At 54.0% G+C, this 17,322-nt stretch carries 15 protein-coding genes and 1 tRNA gene; 9 read left to right on the forward strand and 7 right to left on the reverse strand.

The genetic code is table 11. The features are described 5' to 3' along the window. Positions 1-160 precede the first annotated feature (160 nt). The 3 genes from ABNH10_RS16265 to ABNH10_RS07090 all read left to right on the forward strand — a co-directional run bounded on the left by ABNH10_RS16265 (position 161) and on the right by ABNH10_RS07090 (position 1,567). Entirely contained in the window at positions 161-466 is a 306-nt protein-coding gene (locus tag ABNH10_RS16265; RefSeq protein ID WP_502877119.1) for a primase C-terminal domain-containing protein, read from the forward strand. 166 nt (positions 467-632) lie between these two features. Continuing rightward, on the forward strand, positions 633-1,283 hold the full coding sequence (locus tag ABNH10_RS07085) for a hypothetical protein (protein ID WP_349385272.1): 651 nt from the start codon (positions 633-635) through the stop codon (positions 1,281-1,283). 20 nt (positions 1,284-1,303) lie between these two features. Continuing rightward, positions 1,304-1,567 carry a hypothetical protein gene (locus tag ABNH10_RS07090; RefSeq protein WP_349385273.1) on the forward strand — a complete coding sequence of 88 codons (264 nt, stop codon included), beginning with the start codon at positions 1,304-1,306 and terminating at the stop codon, positions 1,565-1,567. 54 nt (positions 1,568-1,621) lie between these two features. Here the strand turns inward: ABNH10_RS07090 and ABNH10_RS07095 are convergent, their stop codons facing one another. The 5 genes from ABNH10_RS07095 to ABNH10_RS07115 all read right to left on the reverse strand — a co-directional run bounded on the left by ABNH10_RS07095 (position 1,622) and on the right by ABNH10_RS07115 (position 3,966). After that, positions 1,622-2,164, reverse strand: coding sequence for a hypothetical protein (locus ABNH10_RS07095; RefSeq protein ID WP_349385274.1), 543 nt, complete (start codon positions 2,162-2,164; stop codon positions 1,622-1,624). A 174-nt stretch (positions 2,165-2,338) separates the two neighbouring features. Beyond that, positions 2,339-2,426 (reverse strand) — tRNA-Ser (locus ABNH10_RS07100). 91 nt (positions 2,427-2,517) lie between these two features. Continuing rightward, the gene (locus ABNH10_RS07105; RefSeq protein ID WP_349385275.1) at positions 2,518-2,964 is read right to left on the reverse strand and encodes an MAPEG family protein; all 447 of its coding nucleotides are present in this window, start codon (positions 2,962-2,964) and stop codon (positions 2,518-2,520) included. Then, positions 2,954-3,412 (reverse strand): YiiD C-terminal domain-containing protein, encoded by a 459-nt coding sequence (locus tag ABNH10_RS07110; RefSeq protein WP_349385276.1) that lies wholly within the window; start codon positions 3,410-3,412, stop codon positions 2,954-2,956. Before ABNH10_RS07110 ends, ABNH10_RS07105 begins: the two co-directional genes overlap by 11 nt. Then, the gene (locus ABNH10_RS07115) at positions 3,409-3,966 is read right to left on the reverse strand and encodes a nitroreductase family protein (RefSeq protein WP_349385277.1); all 558 of its coding nucleotides are present in this window, start codon (positions 3,964-3,966) and stop codon (positions 3,409-3,411) included. Before ABNH10_RS07115 ends, ABNH10_RS07110 begins: the two co-directional genes overlap by 4 nt. Positions 3,967-4,145: 179 nt before the next feature. On the opposite strand from ABNH10_RS07115, the gene ABNH10_RS07120 reads away from it, so the two are divergent. After that, positions 4,146-5,681 carry an adenylate/guanylate cyclase domain-containing protein gene (locus tag ABNH10_RS07120; RefSeq protein WP_349385278.1) on the forward strand — a complete coding sequence of 512 codons (1,536 nt, stop codon included), beginning with the start codon at positions 4,146-4,148 and terminating at the stop codon, positions 5,679-5,681. Positions 5,682-5,706: 25 nt separating this feature from the next. On the opposite strand, the gene ABNH10_RS07125 is transcribed toward ABNH10_RS07120, so the two are convergent. Beyond that, positions 5,707-7,353, reverse strand: a complete 1,647-nt coding sequence (locus ABNH10_RS07125) for a beta-helix domain-containing protein (RefSeq protein WP_349385279.1) — start codon at positions 7,351-7,353, stop codon at positions 5,707-5,709. 219 nt (positions 7,354-7,572) lie between these two features. Then, a complete protein-coding gene (locus ABNH10_RS07130) occupies positions 7,573-9,168 on the reverse strand; it encodes a GMC family oxidoreductase (protein WP_349385280.1) in 1,596 nt (531 codons plus the stop codon). A 148-nt stretch (positions 9,169-9,316) separates the two neighbouring features. Here ABNH10_RS07130 and ABNH10_RS07135 point away from each other — a divergent pair, with 148 nt between their 5' ends. From ABNH10_RS07135 to ABNH10_RS07155, 5 genes are all read left to right on the forward strand, one after another. Then, the gene (locus ABNH10_RS07135) at positions 9,317-9,874 is read left to right on the forward strand and encodes a DUF3047 domain-containing protein (RefSeq protein ID WP_349385281.1); all 558 of its coding nucleotides are present in this window, start codon (positions 9,317-9,319) and stop codon (positions 9,872-9,874) included. Between the two features lie 347 nt (positions 9,875-10,221). Next, entirely contained in the window at positions 10,222-10,782 is a 561-nt protein-coding gene (locus tag ABNH10_RS07140; RefSeq protein ID WP_349385282.1) for an HNH endonuclease, read from the forward strand. 272 nt (positions 10,783-11,054) lie between these two features. Continuing rightward, positions 11,055-13,691, forward strand: a complete 2,637-nt coding sequence (locus tag ABNH10_RS07145; RefSeq protein ID WP_502877118.1) for a bifunctional glycoside hydrolase/polysaccharide deacetylase family protein — start codon at positions 11,055-11,057, stop codon at positions 13,689-13,691. Then, a complete protein-coding gene (locus tag ABNH10_RS07150) occupies positions 13,654-14,532 on the forward strand; it encodes a Rossmann-fold NAD(P)-binding domain-containing protein (RefSeq protein ID WP_349385284.1) in 879 nt (292 codons plus the stop codon). Before ABNH10_RS07145 ends, ABNH10_RS07150 begins: the two co-directional genes overlap by 38 nt. After that, positions 14,529-17,312, forward strand: a complete 2,784-nt coding sequence (locus tag ABNH10_RS07155) for a tetratricopeptide repeat protein (RefSeq protein WP_349385285.1) — start codon at positions 14,529-14,531, stop codon at positions 17,310-17,312. Before ABNH10_RS07150 ends, ABNH10_RS07155 begins: the two co-directional genes overlap by 4 nt. Positions 17,313-17,322 lie beyond the last annotated feature (10 nt).

The raw sequence follows: 17,322 nt of genomic DNA on the forward strand, positions 1-17,322 counted from the left end.
GGTGACGAGTCTGCTCTACCGCTTCACGCTTGAACTCGGGGCTGTACTTCTTTCGCTTGCTCATAAACACTCCTTGGGCACAGTGTGCCTCTTTTTAGAAGTGTCCGCAGTAACGGGGTAGAACCCATTCGATGACCTTAGAGGCTGGGCTTACAAAGCAATAAGGCAGGGGGCGCCAAAATATGAGCGCTGGTTAGTGGCCGTTGAACAAAGAGCTTTTGCTTATAATAATTTTGCTTCTCAACTATCTATGAGCGAAGTCAGAGCTATTGCAAAAAGCGTTGCAAGGTGGACTTATCGCAACTTTTCGCATGATGGATTTAGCGAGCATCAAGCCGTATTGGGGCGAAAGGGCGGCATCGCGTCAGGCAAGGTTAGGCGTCAAGGATCAGCCGCTGAAAGTCAGCCATGGGTCGCTCTGGGTATGTCTCGTGCTACGTATTACCGCAGGAAAGCTGCCGATTAGATTTGAGACTCGAAGCCATATCAGATAATAGCCCTTTGAAGGGCGGGTGTAGGCCCTTTACTCTAACCAACATTTTTATTATTTGAGAGACGTTATTCGTTTTTTTTCAATAAAAAATAAAAATATATATCAAATTCTCTGAAATTTTTTATATGGACTAATCGCAATGGCAAAATGCAAGCATAAAATGGGAGTGTGCCCTTTGTGTGGTCATGAAAGGCTACTTGATTCAAAAGATCATCTTCCACCTGATTCTATGTACCCAAAAGAATTGAAGGTCACTAATTACATTCCTCGACTTTATAAAAAAAGGTGCTGCACAAAGTGCAACAATGAAACCAAGAATAATGACACTCTTTTTAAAGTGGTTTTCGGTTCATTGGCAGAAGTTCACTGGAGTGATGCCCTTGTTGATTCTGTTGGCAGGACTATTGAAAAGGGAAATCTTAGTCGTTATTTAAAAGAAAACACATATTATGAAGAGGTTGAGGGGCGTCTTGTTAAGGGGCTGGAAGTTCATCAGGCTCAATTAGATCCAGTTTTCCATAAGATGGTCAAGGCATACTATCATGATCAGTATGGATCGATTGTTGATGATGGGTGTTTTGTCGATACCATCCCCAAAGATCATATACATCAAGTTCACCGGAATGAGATTGAAAAGAAATGGAATGGACTTGATTGGGTAGAAGTTAACAAGGGGTCTGTGAGCTACTCATTTATGGAAATGGACTCTGGACAAGGGGTGTATTGTTTTATTGATATATTTGGAGTTTACACTTTTTGGTTTGTAGTTTTGAAGAAAGGTAAAAAGTGATACATAGAAAGTCTAAGTTGATGAAAATATCAGAATTCCAGACAGCCTTCTTTACGGATGGGTCGGCTCCCTCAAGAAATACGATAAAGCAATGGTTTAGAGATGGAACGGTTAATGGTAAAAAATTGGGCAAGCTTTACTATGTCATAATTGATGAAAAAATTGATCAATTTTTTGAGGCTCCGCCAGAATCTCAGGTGGTTGTTAGTCGAGAAGAGCAGCTGAGGCTGGATGGGTACTCCCCGGCAGTGATAGAAATCATTATGACGAAAATGAAGTGGTAGTTTTCTCTACGAAATTTAGTGAAATAAGGCCCAGTTAAGGGCCTGATTTTCTCTTTATTGTTTGGGGGCTGAGATTGTGAATGTATCTCTTTTGGTGGCAAGGTTGCTAATCACCACAAAGTCAAAGGGGAAGGAAACAGGTTGGCGAAGATTTACAACGTCAGTATTCCACCAGTAACCAATGCCGCCACTGTAGCTTGTTGGCCTGTTAGCAATATCATCCGTTCCCTGCTTTCTGTAAATCTCTTTACCATCCACCATGATAACGTACTCAAGCCACTCGGTGTTCGCCGCTTCGATTGTCAATTGTTCATAATGGACAATAATTTTTCCACCTTCAGGAAGGCGGCTAATGGCGTCTTGGGTTTGTTGCTCTGAAGCCATTTTATTTTCCATCTCTGCTCTTTTTTCGCTTTCAAGTAGAGATTTATCTTTATACTCAATATGAACCCCGCCGCTGTAAATGTTGCGGTCATGGTCAATTTTGTATCCATTCCCCTCGTTGTATGGAAGCCCTGTCAAAGCATTTAATGTGTTGCAGCCATTCAATGCCAAGATAGTTACAGCTGCTAAGCAAGCCTTAATTGCTACTTTCACTATTCCTCCTAGATTTTTTTCTTCTTTCCTTCGTGGCTGGAAGCATAGCACAGGGGGGGTAGGTGGACTGGAAAAATGGCAATGGATAGAGGTGGGGGATTGCTACAAAGTTTTGCTACAAAACGCCCAATAAAAAACCCCGTAACTCATTGAATTAACGGGGTTTTTATTTTTTGGCGGTGAGGGAGGGATTCGAACCCTCGATACCTTGCGGTATACACACTTTCCAGGCGTGCTCCTTCGGCCACTCGGACACCTCACCAAATTGTCGTCAAAAGCGCATTGGGCAACTCTTGAGGGCGCGTAGAGTACCGGAGGGCGCAACGGTAGGCAAGCTTCCCGCCGCCGGTTGCTCAGGGTTTGAGCAGCGAGAGTAACAAACAGGCCTGGTCCACAGCCAGCCAGCTCACCAATGCCACCTGTACCAGAAAGAAGCCAAAGCGAATCTGTACCAGCCAGTGATTCACACCCACCAGATGGATAATGCTCTGGCCTACACGGGCGGCAACCAGCCAGGGCAGTAATGTGGCGCTAAGGTCAGTGTTGCCAAGCCATAAAGCGCTGGCTACCACCACGATGATGATGCCAAGTAATTCCAGGGTGTTCAGGTACGCTCGATGCAGGCGATTCAGTGGGCAGCCCGGGTTGTAGTGATAGGGAGGGAAGCCGTCAGCTTTGCTTTTGCCGCTCAACACGGCAAGAGAGCGGGCGATAATGAGCAGGATGAGCAAAAACAATGCCCAGCCCGCATAGGCCAACAGGTATAGGTGAGTGGTAATTATTGTGCTTTCAGCTGTCATGGGGTCCGATCCTCGCAAGATAAAGTCCCTGATACTCGCAGACTCGAGTGCCATTAACACTGGTCCCATGGGCCAAAATTCGCAATGTTGCCTTTCCCCGGCGCCCCAGGCGTTGTTCGAACTGGCTCTGTGCCTCGTCGATGACAGTGGCGGTGATGTGGATGTCGCTGTTCAAGGGAAGCAGGTACTCAAGATCGGTTTTCACGGCCACCACGTCTGCGTTGATACCGGCTTGCCGAGCCAGCAAGGTAGTGAGCGCCCAGCCAGCCAGAGTCAGCAGGGCAGACTGACTGCCGGCAAAAAAAGTGCCTTTATCATTGTGGTTGAGGGCCAAGGGAGCAGTAACGGTGAGTGTCTGTCCGTCGAATGACTCCAACTGAAAATCCAGATGCCGAGTGAGCGGAATGGCATCGCGAACCTGTTCCGCCAGTGCCGTCAAGTTGATCATGGCAATTCACGGATGAAATCGGCTGGGGTGTCATCGGGCAGCGACTTGAGGCCGCTCGCCGGCGCGCCCAGGTACAGGTAGGCTACCACCTGATCTTTGGGGGCAAAGCCGAGCTTTTCTTTAGCCAGGTTGGAGTTGGCCAGCGCGCCAGTACGCCACATGGCGCCGATACCTTGCTCATAGGCCGCCAGCATCATGTTCTGCACCGCGGCTCCCACGGCTAACACCTGTTCCCAAGCCGGGACCTTGTGGCCCTCGGTGACTTCGGCTACGGCAACAATAATAGTGGGGGCGCGTAACGCCTTGCTGCGGGCTTTATCCTGGGCGCGACGATCGGCGTCCGGCTGAAGTTCCAGCAGGTTCGCGATCATAATGTCGCCCAACTGCTCACGTTGGCGGCCCTGCAGTACGATAAAACGCCAGGGCCGTAGCAGGCCATGATCGGGGGCACGGATGGCGGCACGCAGCAGCATGTCGATCTGCTCATCGCTGGGGCCTGGATCTTGCAGGCGCGGGGCGGATACGCGGGTAGTCAGGGCGGTGAGGGTATCCATTCAGGGCTCCTATTACGACGGCGCCATGGTAGCCCGAATTGCTGGTGAGTCCCAGTTGCACAATGCCGATGGTTTCCAGTGACAGGGAATCCTCGACCTTTAGTCATCCCAGTCTTTTTTCTTAGAAGGTAAACCGCTAAGCTTCGCATAAATCGCGTGAAATCGATCACATGATCCCCATGACAAAAAAGAAAGTTCGCCGTCCTCAGCTGGGCCCCATGGAGCGGGCGCGGCGCCAAGCAAACTATATCCGGCTATTGGCTTTTCTGGTGGCTGCCATGATCCTGATGGCGGGGCTGAAGCTGAACCTGTTCCCCGAGCTGTACATGCTGGGGGTGGCGGGATTGTTGATTTATCCCATGTCCGCTCAGGGGTTACTTTTCCTGTTCGATAAGCAGGACCGGCCCACCAAAATGGTTCACAAGCTGCTGATGCAGGCGGACGCCATGGTGATCGGCCTGGTGTGTGCGCTGCTCCACTTCTCACTGGTGCCGGCCATGGTGCTGCTGATTATCGTGCATGCCAACTCGGTGAGTAGCGGCGGCCTCAAGCCTTGGTTGATGAATGTCCTGATGACGGGCGTCGGCGCTCTGCTGATGGGCTGGATTGTGGGGTTCAAGGTGCTGCCACCGGAGCAGACCCCGGTGTTGCTGTCGATTATCTCCATGCTTGGGTTGGGTATTTATGTGGGCGCTTCGTCCGCGTTTGCCCACTTGCAGGCCCGTTACCTGAAACAGGCACAGGAACTGGTGCGTCGCCAGCAGAAGCAAGCGGTGGACATGTCCCGCAAGTTGGCCAAGTACTTACCGCCTCAGGTATGGGGCTCGATTTTCTCCGGGGAGCGCGATGCCAAGTTGGAAACCCGGCGTAAACGGCTCACGGTATTTTTTTCCGACATCAAGGGTTTCAGTGCCATCTCCGAGGAGCTGCCGTTGGCCACTTTGACCAAGATGCTCAACACTTACCTGAGCGAAATGACTCGCATCGCCCTGCGCCATGGCGGCACCATCGACAAGTTCATCGGCGATGCAATCATGGTGTTTTTTGGTGACCCGAAAAGTGCCGGCGCCCAAGAAGACGCCTACCGGTGTGTGTTGATGGCCATCGAGATGCAGGAGCAAATGAAATTGTTGCGCCAGCGCTGGGCGCGGGAAGGCATTGAGCACACGCTGGAAATCCGTATTGGTATCAACACCGGCTATGCCACGGTGGGCAATTTCGGCACCGATTCGCGTATGGATTACACCATTTTGGGTACGGATGTGAATTTGGCCAGCCGCCTGGAATCGGCCTGCCGTCCGGGCGGAGTGTTAATTTCAGAGGCGACCCAGGAGCTGGTGAATGACCGGATTCAGTGCCGCAATATGGGGGATATTCAAGTAAAAGGCTTTAACCGACCGATCCCCGTTTTTGAAGCTCTGGGGGCAAAACGAGATACCGGGGCCAAGAACCGTTATGTGTCGGCGCAAACAGAAGGGTTTGGTATCCATATCGATTTGGAGCGCATCCGTAACTTCGACAAGAACACCATCCTGCGCACCCTTGCTCGTTCCGCCACGGACATGAAACAAGACAAACCGGTGGCCGTGGACTATCAAGCAGAAGGTTTCAGCTTGCATGTGGAAAGCGGCACCCTGAAAAAACGTGATCGCGAGAAAGTGATCGACATAATGGGGCGTGCCGCCAAGAAAGTGCAGACAGAGGTGCGAGTGTAAGCCGCTACCGCTATCTGTCACGGCTCTAGTTCAGCGGAAAGGCGGTCCAGTTATCTGCCCAGGTCTGTGCGCTACCCGGCCTCATAGCGCCGAGATAATCTGCCGCTTCATCCCAAAACTCGCCTTGTGGGATCGCGGTTGCACCATTGCGTGCTGGAGAGCGTGAGGTTGGGGCAAAATCCGGGTGAGAAATGCTGGAGGCATCGCGGGTTAGCAGTGGGTCGGTGCCGAATTGGGCACCCACAGCTCGGCTCTGGAAATAACGGCGTTCGTCGAACCCGCCATCGTCATCACTGTTCATACTTTCTGCATCAAAGAAAGTCAGCCCCCGGCTGCCGATCTTGTGGGCCATCATGCTTCGAAAAGTCAGCTCACCGTTTTCAATACGGCTGACAGTTTCGGATCCTTTGATATCTATGGTTTCTCCGGAAAAGCCGTCAATAATCATGTTGTTGAAATGCCCGCCGGTACCCATTTTCAACGTCATTGCGCGATGGTATTTTTCGTGGCTGCGGGGGCTAATCAAGGTTACGTTATACATGGTGGGTGCAGAAACGGGCGTGGCGTCAGGATTGCCCTTGAGGTTGTCACCTTCGAAGGCATTGTCGCCCACATTGGCGTGTTGCTGTGCCACCAGGAACTGCACCCGGCCATGCCAGCCCATATCCCAATCTAGAGAATCATCTGCCGCACCGGTAATGATGATGTGTTTGAGATCCACGGTTCCCCCGAACACTTCAATACCATCATCCAGCGCGCGATGTACTTGAACATGACGAACGATGGTGCTGTTCCCGCAACCGCCCAAGGTAAGGCCGTTCAGTTCGTTGTTGGCGTAGACTTCAAACCCGGCGAATTCGATGCGAGTGTATTCCATGACGCCGCAAGAACTGCTGGCGTCGTTGCCACCGAATACGCCTCGGGTGTCACCATCGGGAATGCCTTCAATATGGGCATTGGCTGCGTTGATTGGGGCGCTACCGAGCATGACGACGCCGCCCCAGTCTCCTGCGGTTCGGGCGCCCTCAGGTTGAGCGCTGGTAAATACGATGGGGGCGTTTTCCTGGCCCCGTGAAAACAGCGTGGCGTCACGGGTCACCACTAGGGCGGAACCAGGTTTGCCTTCAATACGGGTACCGGGTTCAATGGTTAAGCTGCCTCCCGCTTCCACATAGACAATCCCTTCCAGCACCCAGGTGGTACCGGCATGCCAAGTGTTTTGTCCGAACAGAGCCCCCTTGATTGTTTGCCGACCGGCGACCATTTGCCGCACAGAATCATAGGTGAAATATCCGGTGACACACAGTACAACAGCGGCGAGCGCTAGCCAGGCATACATGCCCCCATGCCTTCGCGTCGGGCTCCTTCGACTGCTCAGCGTTTCTGCGATATCGGGATTGGTGAGCGAGTTTGGTATGCTGGCGCAGGGGCGTTTGTGGAGTAAAGTGCCGTCCCGGTTCGCCTCTTGAAGTTTTGCCCCGAGTGCGCGGATTTTTCGGTTTTCGCTTTGAGTGGCCCGACTAATGATTTCAGCCCGGTAAGCCGGATCGTTCAACAGTGTGTTGAAATGCACGAAACGCAGACTGCTGTCGTTTTCCTGATCAAAATTTTGTTTAAGTTGCCACAATAACTCGACCAACTGTGCACGCGGTGATGAAACTACATCGACCATATATCCCCCCCAAAAAGGTTATCAGGCAATCACCAGAAAGGGGTAGTGTGTAAAAGAAATATGACCGTAAGGTGAAATTCACTACAAGGTAGACACAAGGACACAAAGAGGGAGCCGGAAAATTTCCCGGTTTTCTGTTCTATTTTGAATGGATGTGTCGCGGGCAGGCGGTTGCCGTATGGCACCGGGACCCGCCCGCGTTGCAGCTTACCGCTGTGGTTACTCGCCGAGAATCGCGTCGGCCGCTTTTTCGGCAATCATTACAGTGGGGGCATTGGTGTTACCCCCAACCAGGGTTGGCATGATGGAGGCATCCACTACGCGCAAGCCTTCCAGGCCATGGACACGCAGCTCGCTATCTACTACCGCCATCTCGTCGCTACCCATCTTGCAGGTACCCACCGGGTGGTAAATGTTGTCACATTTTTGGCGGAGGAAACCGCGGATTTCTTCGTCGCTCTGTACCGCTTTGCCCGGGAAAATTTCTTCGTCACGCCAGTCGGTGAGCGCCTGTTGCGCCATGATCTTGCGAATGGCCTTCACGCCGCGGACCATGCTTTCCATGTCGTCTGGATGCTCCAGGAAACGCGGGTTGATCAGGGCTGGGGAGCGGGGATTCGCATCACGCAAGGTGATGTTCCCGCGGCTTTTAGGTCGCAGAGTGCAGACGTGGCCGGAGTAACCATAGCCCATGCTGAAGAGCACGTTGAGGCCGTGGTTATCCAGCTTGGCAGCAGTCAGGTGCAGCTGCAAATCAGGAATGTTTTCTTCAGGGCGCGATTTGATGAAACCACCGGCTTCCGCCACGTTGGAAGTCAGCTGGCCACTGCGGCGATAAAAGAAATTGAAGATCCCTTTTAGCCCGGTGGTCATGAGTGCGCCGGGGGCCAGGCTCAGTGTGTCCTTACGCAGGCTTTTATGGACCACAAGCGCATCGGGGTGGTCCTGCAAGTTTTCGCCAACCCCGGGCAGATCATGAACCAGCGGAATATTGTGTTCGGCCAGCTCCGCCGCCGGGCCGACCCCGGATAGCTTTAGCACCTGTGGCGAGTTGATGGCGCCCCCGGAGAGAACCACTTCATTGTCTGCTTTCAGGGTGCGAATCTGACCGTTGTGCTCCACCTCTACGCCGATGGCCCGTTTGCCGTCGAACAAGATACGATTGACCAGCGCATTGGTCATGATGGTCAGGTTAGGACGATCCATTACCGGGTGCAGGTAGGCTTTGGCAACACCGCAGCGCTCGCCATCCTTCTGGTTCACCTTGTACATGCCCATGCCTTCTTGTACTTCATTGTTGAAGTCGTCGGTGGCAGGGTGCCCGGCTTGCACGCCGGCTTTAACAAAGGCGCGGCTCACCGGGTGGGTGAATCGCAGGTCGGCAATGTTTAATTTGCCACCAGTGCCATGGTAGGTGCTTTCACCTGCTTCATAATGCTCAGAGCGTTTGAAAACAGGCAGGACGTCCTCGTATCCCCAGCCTTTATTGCCCAGTTCTGCCCAGTGGTCATAGTCCCACTTATGGCCACGGGTATAACACATGGCATTAACGGCGGAAGAGCCGCCCAAGGTTTTCCCTCGCGGAATATAAATCTGGCGGTTATTCAAGGCTTTCTGGGGCACGGTGTAATAGCGCCAGTTCCGCGTTTTGGAGCGCATCATCATGATGATGCCCGCTGGGATCCGAATAAATAGACTGTTATCGGCGGGGCCGGCTTCAAGGAGGCACACGCGATTATTCGAGTTTTCGGAGAGGCGGTTGGCGAGTACGCAGCCGGCGGAACCGGCGCCAACAATGATGTAATCAAACTGCATGGTATCTGCCTTGTGCTAATGACACAGTAAATGGAGCATTCTAGGAATTCGGCATATGAAAACGAGGTTTGTTTGTGACCGGCGAGTCCAATGTATACCACGTTGGATAACGCTGCTTTTGGCACTAATGCCTGCTTTGGTACCTGTTTTGGCGGTTTCGGCAGTCCCTCCGGGTTGGCGGGAAGTGGTTTTTGCCGGGCATACGACGTATCGGCAAACCACTGAGTGCTGGCAGGCCCGAGCACAGGGAACGGCTTCAGGGCTGGTGCAAGAGAAAAGCGTCGACCTTGAACAAACGCCTTGGCTGGTCTGGCAGTGGCGGGCTGAGGCTGTGGCCGCTTGGCCGGACACCAATGAGCAGCATAAAGCCGGTGATGATTTTCAGGCACGGGTGTATGTGGTGAAAAAGGGCTGGTTGCCCTGGCAAACTAGGGCCATCAACTATGTCTGGTCGCGGCAATCTGCGCCCGGCGCCCATTGGCCAAACCCGTTTGCGCATCAGGCAGAAATGGTGGTGGTGCAGGGGCCAGGCGGTGCCGGCGTGCCGCATATGTTTTCACGTAATGTTCAAGCGGACTTCCAGCGTTTTCATGGAATGGCGGTGACATCGGTGGATGCGTTGGCGATCATGACCGATGGCGACAATACCGGGGCCACGGTGACCAGCTGTTACCAGCTGCCGTCATTTCGCTCCGAGATGCCTTGAATACAAATGCATCAAATAGGAAAAGCCGGTGGATGATTGGCATTGCTGGCGAACACAAAGGCTAATCGGAAAAAGCTCAATGGGAAAAGAGAGTTGCGGCAACCGCGCGGGGCTGTTTATTATTTGCCCAGCTTGGTGTCTGTGATTAGGTTGCTGCGGCAGATTAATCAGAGGTAATTGGGCAAAGGCGCCGCCACCGAGCTGAAAGACCAAACCGGTAATGCACGACCTTTCCCCGGCTTTCTGCGGATAGTGATCCTGTCTCTTTTTTCCCCTTTCGCAGAATCGTCATTACCTTACGTTTATATCTGACACAGCCATGCTTGATTATCTTGCTGAGGTTGCCCATGAGTGAACGTATTTTACGTCTGGACAAATCGGGGATCCCGGTCGAATGGTTAGAGTGGCAGGTCGCCGCCACCCTTTATGCCCGTGGTTTGGTCACCTGGACGCTGGGGGCAGAGATCTACCGGTTGCACGGTGGGACCAGCCGCATGACAGGCACTCGATCACTCTTGTCTCTCCACTCGATCATTGCCTGCGAGGGTGTTGCCTGCAGCCATAAACGCCCGGCACCACCGCTGACGAATCGGGCTTTGTTTCGCCGCGATCAGCATCTATGTTTGTATTGCGGCAAGTCCTTTGCTGAAAATGTTCTTACCCGTGATCACATTGTACCCACCTCACGTGGTGGCAAGGATCGTTGGTTGAACGTGGTATCGGCTTGCCGGCGCTGTAATCAGCGCAAGGGAAGCCATCAGCTGGGTGAAATTGGCATGCAACTACTGGCACTGCCGTATGTGCCCAATATGGCAGAGTATTTGGCGTTGATTAATAGTCACCGCATCCGCGGTGATCAAATGGCGTTTCTGCGTAGCCAATTTGGTAAAGAAAGTCGACTGTTGTAGAGCGAAATGTAAAAAACGTTGCTGCATCCGCGTTTTTCTTTACGCCCAGCCTTACTATTCACCATATTTCACGTTGTTTTGATTCAGATTCAGCTAGAATAATCCTCTGTACGACTTGTTAGGGGAAAGTCCATTCGTTACGTTTTTTCGCTTTCTGCCTGTTAATGGCTGCCGGGGTAAGGGCGGAAGAGCCTGCCTCCAGACAAAAAACAGCCGCGCTGTACTATGGGACGGATATCCCGTGGTCGTCGTTATCCGTTTATGATTTCCCCGTGGTAGAGCCGGATCAGGCTGTTGCTGTGCCTGCGATGTACCGTGATCAACCCTTCTATGCCTATGTGAGCCTCGGTGAAGTGCTGAGCCAGCGGCATTACTTTCCCGGGCTTAATAAAGACTGGCTGCTGGGCAAGAACCCGGATTGGGGTTCATTCATTCTGGATCAATCCTCCCCGGCGTTGCGCCGTTACTTTATTGATGCCGTTATTGAGCCTTTGTGGGAGAAAGGCTACCGCGGTTTTTTCCTTGATACGCTGGATAGCTATCAACTTGTGGCGAGCGAAGACGACGCCCGTGCTCAGCAACGCGAGGGGTTGGCGGCACTGATCAACGCGATTGCCGAGCGTTACCCGCAGGCCCGCTTTATTTTTAATCGGGGTTTTGAGTTGGTTCCGCTGGTACAAGCTAATGTGGACGCGGTGGCGGCTGAGTCTCTTTATCAGCGCTGGTTGCCCGCCCGGGATGAGTACCAAGCGGTGCCGGAAGCGGACCGTGAGTGGTTGCTCGGCCAGTTTAAGCAAATGCGTGACACTTATGATGTCAGCACCATTGCAATCGACTATGCAGCGCCAGCAGACCGCGACGAAGCCCGTCAGCTGGCCAAGAAAATCGCCCGCCATGAGGTCATTCCTTGGGTCTCCAATCCGGCGCTGGACATGATGGGTGTTGGCGCCTTGGAGGTAATGCCTCGGCAGGTGCTGGTGGTTTATGGAGGCAGCACTGAACGGACCTGGGAATTAACGGAGGCCGTGCGCTATGGATTAATGCCGCTCCAGTTTCAGGGACTGGTGCCGGATATTCGTTCGGTGGATGCGCCTATGCCGGCGGGAACGCTGACCGGTCGCTATGCCGGCATCGTTACCTGGCTGGAAGAGGCCGAGGTTGCCAGTGATGGGTTTGAAGACTGGCTTACCCAACAGAAAGAGGCCGGCGTGCCTATTATGATGCTTGGGTATCCAGCCGTGGACCCTCAGGGGCCCCACGGAGAGGACTTTGGTTTTGTACCGCGAAGCCCGCCGACCAGCCCGCCTCAGGTTACTTACCAACACCCCGAAATGGGTTTTGAGGTATCGCTGCCGAAGCTGCTTGAGTTGTCGACGCCACTGGATAGCGAAAATGCTACGCCTTGGCTCAAATTACGCAGTGCAAACCAGGTCTTTACTCCGGTGGCAACAACCTCTTGGGGCGGTTATGCCTTTCAGCCGTTTCTGATTCGTTCCGTGTTGCCCGGTGTGCAGCGTGACGGTTTGGATCGTTGGGTACTGAACCCGCTTACCTTTACCCGGGACGCCCTGCAATTGCCGGCCATGCCGATCCCCGATGTGACTACGGAAAACGGACGACGGTTGCTGTTTGCACATATGGACGGGGATGGCTTTCCCAGCTTGGCGGAAGTGGAGGGCTATCGCAATGAAGCCGACGCCTTGGTTTTGTTAGATGAGATTCTTGAGAAATTCGATATTCCAACCACCATTTCGGTGATTGAAGGGGAGGTGTCCAGCGCGGGGCTGTACCCGAAAATGGCGCCGGAATTGCAACGCATTGCCCGCGCCATGTTTGCCCTGCCCCATGTGGAAGCAGCGACCCATACCTATTCACATCCCTTCTTCTGGTACGATGCTCAGGACAATCCCGGTGAACTCTACGGGCCGGAAGGGCAGCTGAGATTGCCGATTCCCGATTACCGTATGGACCCGGTGCGCGAGGTGGTGGGTTCGGCTAACTATATTGAGCGCGAGCTTTTACCACCGGGCAAGAAAACACGCATGGTGTTGTGGAGCGGAGATACCATCCCCACTCCGGAAGCGCTAAAAGCGGCCCGCGAAGGTGGTTTGCTGAACATGAATGGCAGCGATACCACCATCACCGAAAGTGCACCGACCTGGACCCTAGTGAAAGGCATTGGTGTACCTAAAGGCGATGAGTTTCAGGTGTATGCACCTAATCAGAATGAAAATATTTATACCAATAACTGGACCGGGCCTTTCTATGGCTTTGAGCGGGTAATAGAAACCTTCATGCTCACCGAAACCCCGCACCGTTTCAAACCCGTAGATATTTATTACCATACCTATATCGCCAGCAAAAATGCATCGCTGGAATCATTGCGCCGGGTCTATCAATGGGCCAGTGATCAGCCCTATTTCCCGCTCTTCGCCTCGGAATACGCCCGCAAAGTGCTGGACTTTAACCAGATGGTGGTTGCCCGGCATGGTGAGCAATGGTTGATTAAAGGTAATGGCGAGCTGCGTACCGTGCGCTTGCCGGGGGCGCTGCCTCTGCCTGCGTTGGCTGGTAGCGAAGGTTTGGCCGGCTTCCGGGAAGACAAACCGGGCCGTTATGTGCATCTCAGTGGTGCCAGCGCCCGTTGGCAGGGGCAGGTCTCGGATAGTGCCATGCCCTATCTACAGCAGGCAAACGGGCGTCTAACGAGCTTTTCCCGTGATCAAACCGGATTACTGTTTTCACTGTCCGCGAGAGCTGCACTGGAATTTACTTTGGGGAATGCGCAGGGATGCACCCTCGTGCACCAGGGAAAAACACTGAAACCGGCGAGCAGGAAAGGTCGGCTTTCTGACTACAGGAGTGCGGCGCGTGAGCTCAACGAGCTACGGTTACAGTGTCCGCACTGAACGGCTACGGGTCGTTGGGTTGCCGGAGTTATGCGCTTTCTTGATCCTGATCGGGGTGGTGTGTTGGATGGTCTTCCCGAGGGAACTGTCCTCATCATTGCGTAGTGCCCGGCTGGATGCGGTCACATTTAGTTATATGCAGGCGTGGCTGAAGGCGAAACCCGACGACCATGAATTACGCTTGCTGATGGCTCGCGAATTGATTTTGCAGGGTAATTTTGTCGCTGCAGATGACCAATTGAGTTATGTGGAGCGTGCCAGAAATGGGCGCTATGACAACCAGATCGCTTGGCTGGAATTGCGCCGTGACTTTACCCGCCTGATGGCGATCACACCGGACGACCGTCTCGGGACTATGCTGGAGCATGACACCCTGGCGCAGCTTCGTAGCATTGACTGGGGTGCGCTGAATAACGACAAGCGTGTGGCGTTTGCAGATATGGCCCTGGCGCTGGGGGATGTGGACCTGGCGGTACAGGCTTTCGCTCGGCTGGCTGAGAATGCGGCTAATCCTAGTCGTTGGCATGTGAAATCGGCCAAGGTGCTGCTGGCCCATGGCCGTTACTCGGAATCGGCGGACGCTTACATTGCCGCCATGGATTCGCGAGGCAACTATTTGGTGCGTAAACGTTACTTTCTGGCGGCGCTGGATGCCTTGCAGGCAGGAAGCCTGCACCGTAAGGCCATGCGCCTGGCTGGCGCCCGTGAACGGTCGTTTTACAATGACAAGGACGTTTTGTATCGATTAATGACTTTGGCTCAGGCGGCCGGCAATATGGCAGCGGCAGAACACTATGCGGTGTTGTTGTTACAGCTGCCGGATATCGGGCAGCCCCGATGAAGTGCCGTCTCTTGTTGCCTGCGGTTGTCCTTGCCTCAGTATGGGCTGGCGCTGGGGCCGCCCATGCGGCTGCTGCTCCTGAACCCTATGTAGAGCGCTATTACGACCGTGGCTATCAAGTGTTTGTGGGCTCCGGCAATTTGTCCCGGGCTCGGCAGGTGGTGGAAGACGCGCTCTACTGGCACCCCGACGATGAACGTTGGTGGCGCCGTCTGGCGCAAGTCTCCCGTTGGCAGGGAGACCCGGAAACGGCGTTAAAGGCCTGGCGGCGGGTAGCACAGAGCAGCAATGATCCGGAGGCCTGGAAGCAGGTGCTGGTTTTGGCGCCTTTAACCTACAGTAACCGCCTTGTCTTGGATGCGAATAAGGCGCTGCTGAGCTCCTCCCCTTACGATGCCGATCTCATCGCCACTATCAGTGAACAGTATGAGCTGCTCGGTCAGCCGGATGATGGCTTGCGATTCTTCGCAGACTGGCGCCGTCGTTATCCCAGTAAAGCCGCGTTGAGGGAAATGCAGCGCCTGGCATTGAATCAGGGAGAGGATCTACTGGCGGCCCGTTATTCCCGCGAGTATATGCACCGTTTTGGCGCTGAGCCGGCCATGGCGGCACAGGCTGCCGACCTGTTTTGGCTGAACGGTCAGCGAGACAAAGCTCTGCATGACCTGAATGCTGACGCCAGTAATCTGCCCTATTCACCGGAGCTGGCCCGTCGCATTGCGGTGATGGCCGGGGAATTGGGTGAGTGGGATCTGGCTTTTGAGCATTATCAAAAGCTGGTGGATAACGACGACGATCAGATGACTGATCTGTACAACTACATGACTTTGGCACGTTACTACCGCCAGGACAGACTGGCAGCGTTAATGGAACGGGCCTGGCAGAAAGACAGCGATCCACAACTCGCATTGGGCGCTTTGTACCAACTGGAATCGCAGCGTAACGATCAAGCCATTGACGCCTTCATGGCTCGCCTTAGCGATGAGCAATGGCAGACCCTGATACAAACGCCGGAATTTCTGCGTTTCTATGCCAACCTGCAATTGCGCCGCGGTGACGCGCAAGCGGCGGAGCGTTGGTTGAAAAAAGCCTTGGCCCTGAACCCGAATGACCGAGAAACCCGCATTAGCTGGATGTGGCTGTTGATCGCCACCGGCAAAGACCGAGAGTTGCAGCAAGCGCTGGTCACTTGGGAAGACAGAACACGCAATGATCGGCGCTATTGGGAAGTACTGGCGGCGGCACAAATGGCACTGGGCCACGCGGAACAATCCCTGCGCTATGAAAAGGCATTGCTGAAAACGGCGCGTCAGGATTGGGAGCGCCAGTGGTATTACGCTCAGGCACTGATTGCCACCGGCCGAACCAGCCAGGCCTGGCCTGTGATGCGCCACTTGAAACAGCAGTTGCCCTTCACCGTGGAGCCGCAGAAGCAGGCGGTTTACCGAGATATGCAATTGACCTTGAGCCTGCTGTTTGATGACGGCGATACCTCACTGGCATTGGCCAGGGCCCAAACTCAAGGCCTGGAAGCAGACCCGGTCGCCCGCGCCGAGTGGTTGGCTCAATGGGCTATTGGGCAGTCGGAACCGTTACTGGCCCAGAGCTGGTACCTGCGTAAACAGCAGGCGGAAGGTGAGCTTAAGGCCGGGTCGGCGCTGGCCTTTGCGTTAGTGCAAGATGACCTGGATGCGGTAGCGCAGATCCGTGAGCGTTATCAGGATCAGCTCACACTTTCCGAACAGCTGGAAACACAGGTTCGGCTTGATGAACCGCGCCGGGCGGCCAATACCTTTATGAATATTCAGGCCGGAGCTCCGGAGCTGGCAGGCAGTAATAATCTGCAGGAAAGCCTGCTGTTGCCTACGGCGCTTTCCTCCCAGTTTCATCTTGAGCAGCGCCGTTTGGGTGCGCTGGATATTCAGGACCTTCAGTTTGTTCAGTATCAGCCGATCAGTGACTTCATGCAGGTGTCGGTGGAGGCGCGCCAGCGCAATTTCAGTAGCAATGACGATGAATTATTGCAGATCAGTGATGATGAGCAGCGCCTCTCGGTGGCGCTGGCCTATCAGCGCGAACGGTTCCGCAGTCGCTTGAAGCTGGGCCAGCGCAATTTGCTGAACAACAGTGAAACCATGGCGGGCCTAGAGCTGGGGGCGAATTGGACGAAGTATTGGTCTGGTAGCCTGAATTACCAATGGCGAATGCCGGCGGATGAATCGTCCCTGTTGATTCTCGGTGCGTCACGCACGGGCAGCCAGTGGTTGTTGAATTGGAGGCCATCATCCACCTGGCAAAGCAGTGTGGATTGGGCCAACTATGACTACCATGATCTCAATGAGAGCGATCTGGGCAGTGGCAGTATCATCAATGCTCAAAGCACCTGGCGCCCCTGGTTATCACGCTTTTCCCCCGGGGTACGAGTGAGACACACCCGTACGGACTTCACCGCTGGCGGCGACAGCATGGCGCAAGTGCGTGCGCTGCTACCCCCGGGGGCCCAGACCTTGCCGCTACCGCAGGACTATCACGAGTCGGAAATAGTACTGTTGTTGGGCCAGCCTGATGTCCATATTCGTGCGCACCGATTACAGGGTTGGGGAGAAATTGGCTACAGCGAGAACAGTTTGTCCGGGTCGGGTTTTACCGGCCGCTTCGGGGTCGAAGGCCCCTTGATCGGGCGTGACGAATGGAAAGTTTACGCAGAGCAACAGCTCAATAGTGGCGGCAGCGATGAAGACAGCTACCGCTTTGGGCTGCAATATAGAATTTATTACTAGGAGTGAATCC

The organism is Alcanivorax sp. (assembly GCF_040119285.1).
Lineage (GTDB): Bacteria > Pseudomonadota > Gammaproteobacteria > Pseudomonadales > Alcanivoracaceae > Alcanivorax.

What these genes read in the sequence shown, in the direction of transcription:
- ABNH10_RS07085 (WP_349385272.1), top strand. Translation starts at nt 633, where the DNA reads ATGGCAAAATGCAAGCATAAAATGGGAGTGTGCCCTTTGTGTGGTCAT.
- ABNH10_RS07090 (WP_349385273.1), top strand. Translation starts at nt 1,304, where the DNA reads ATGAAAATATCAGAATTCCAGACAGCCTTCTTTACGGATGGGTCGGCT.
- ABNH10_RS07155 (WP_349385285.1), top strand. Translation starts at nt 14,529, where the DNA reads ATGAAGTGCCGTCTCTTGTTGCCTGCGGTTGTCCTTGCCTCAGTATGG.
- ABNH10_RS07115 (WP_349385277.1), bottom strand. Translation starts at nt 3,966, where the DNA reads ATGGATACCCTCACCGCCCTGACTACCCGCGTATCCGCCCCGCGCCTG.
- ABNH10_RS07105 (WP_349385275.1), bottom strand. Translation starts at nt 2,964, where the DNA reads ATGACAGCTGAAAGCACAATAATTACCACTCACCTATACCTGTTGGCC.
- ABNH10_RS07125 (WP_349385279.1), bottom strand. Translation starts at nt 7,353, where the DNA reads ATGGTCGATGTAGTTTCATCACCGCGTGCACAGTTGGTCGAGTTATTG.
- ABNH10_RS07140 (WP_349385282.1), top strand. Translation starts at nt 10,222, where the DNA reads ATGAGTGAACGTATTTTACGTCTGGACAAATCGGGGATCCCGGTCGAA.
- ABNH10_RS07120 (WP_349385278.1), top strand. Translation starts at nt 4,146, where the DNA reads ATGACAAAAAAGAAAGTTCGCCGTCCTCAGCTGGGCCCCATGGAGCGG.
- ABNH10_RS07130 (WP_349385280.1), bottom strand. Translation starts at nt 9,168, where the DNA reads ATGCAGTTTGATTACATCATTGTTGGCGCCGGTTCCGCCGGCTGCGTA.
- ABNH10_RS07110 (WP_349385276.1), bottom strand. Translation starts at nt 3,412, where the DNA reads ATGATCAACTTGACGGCACTGGCGGAACAGGTTCGCGATGCCATTCCG.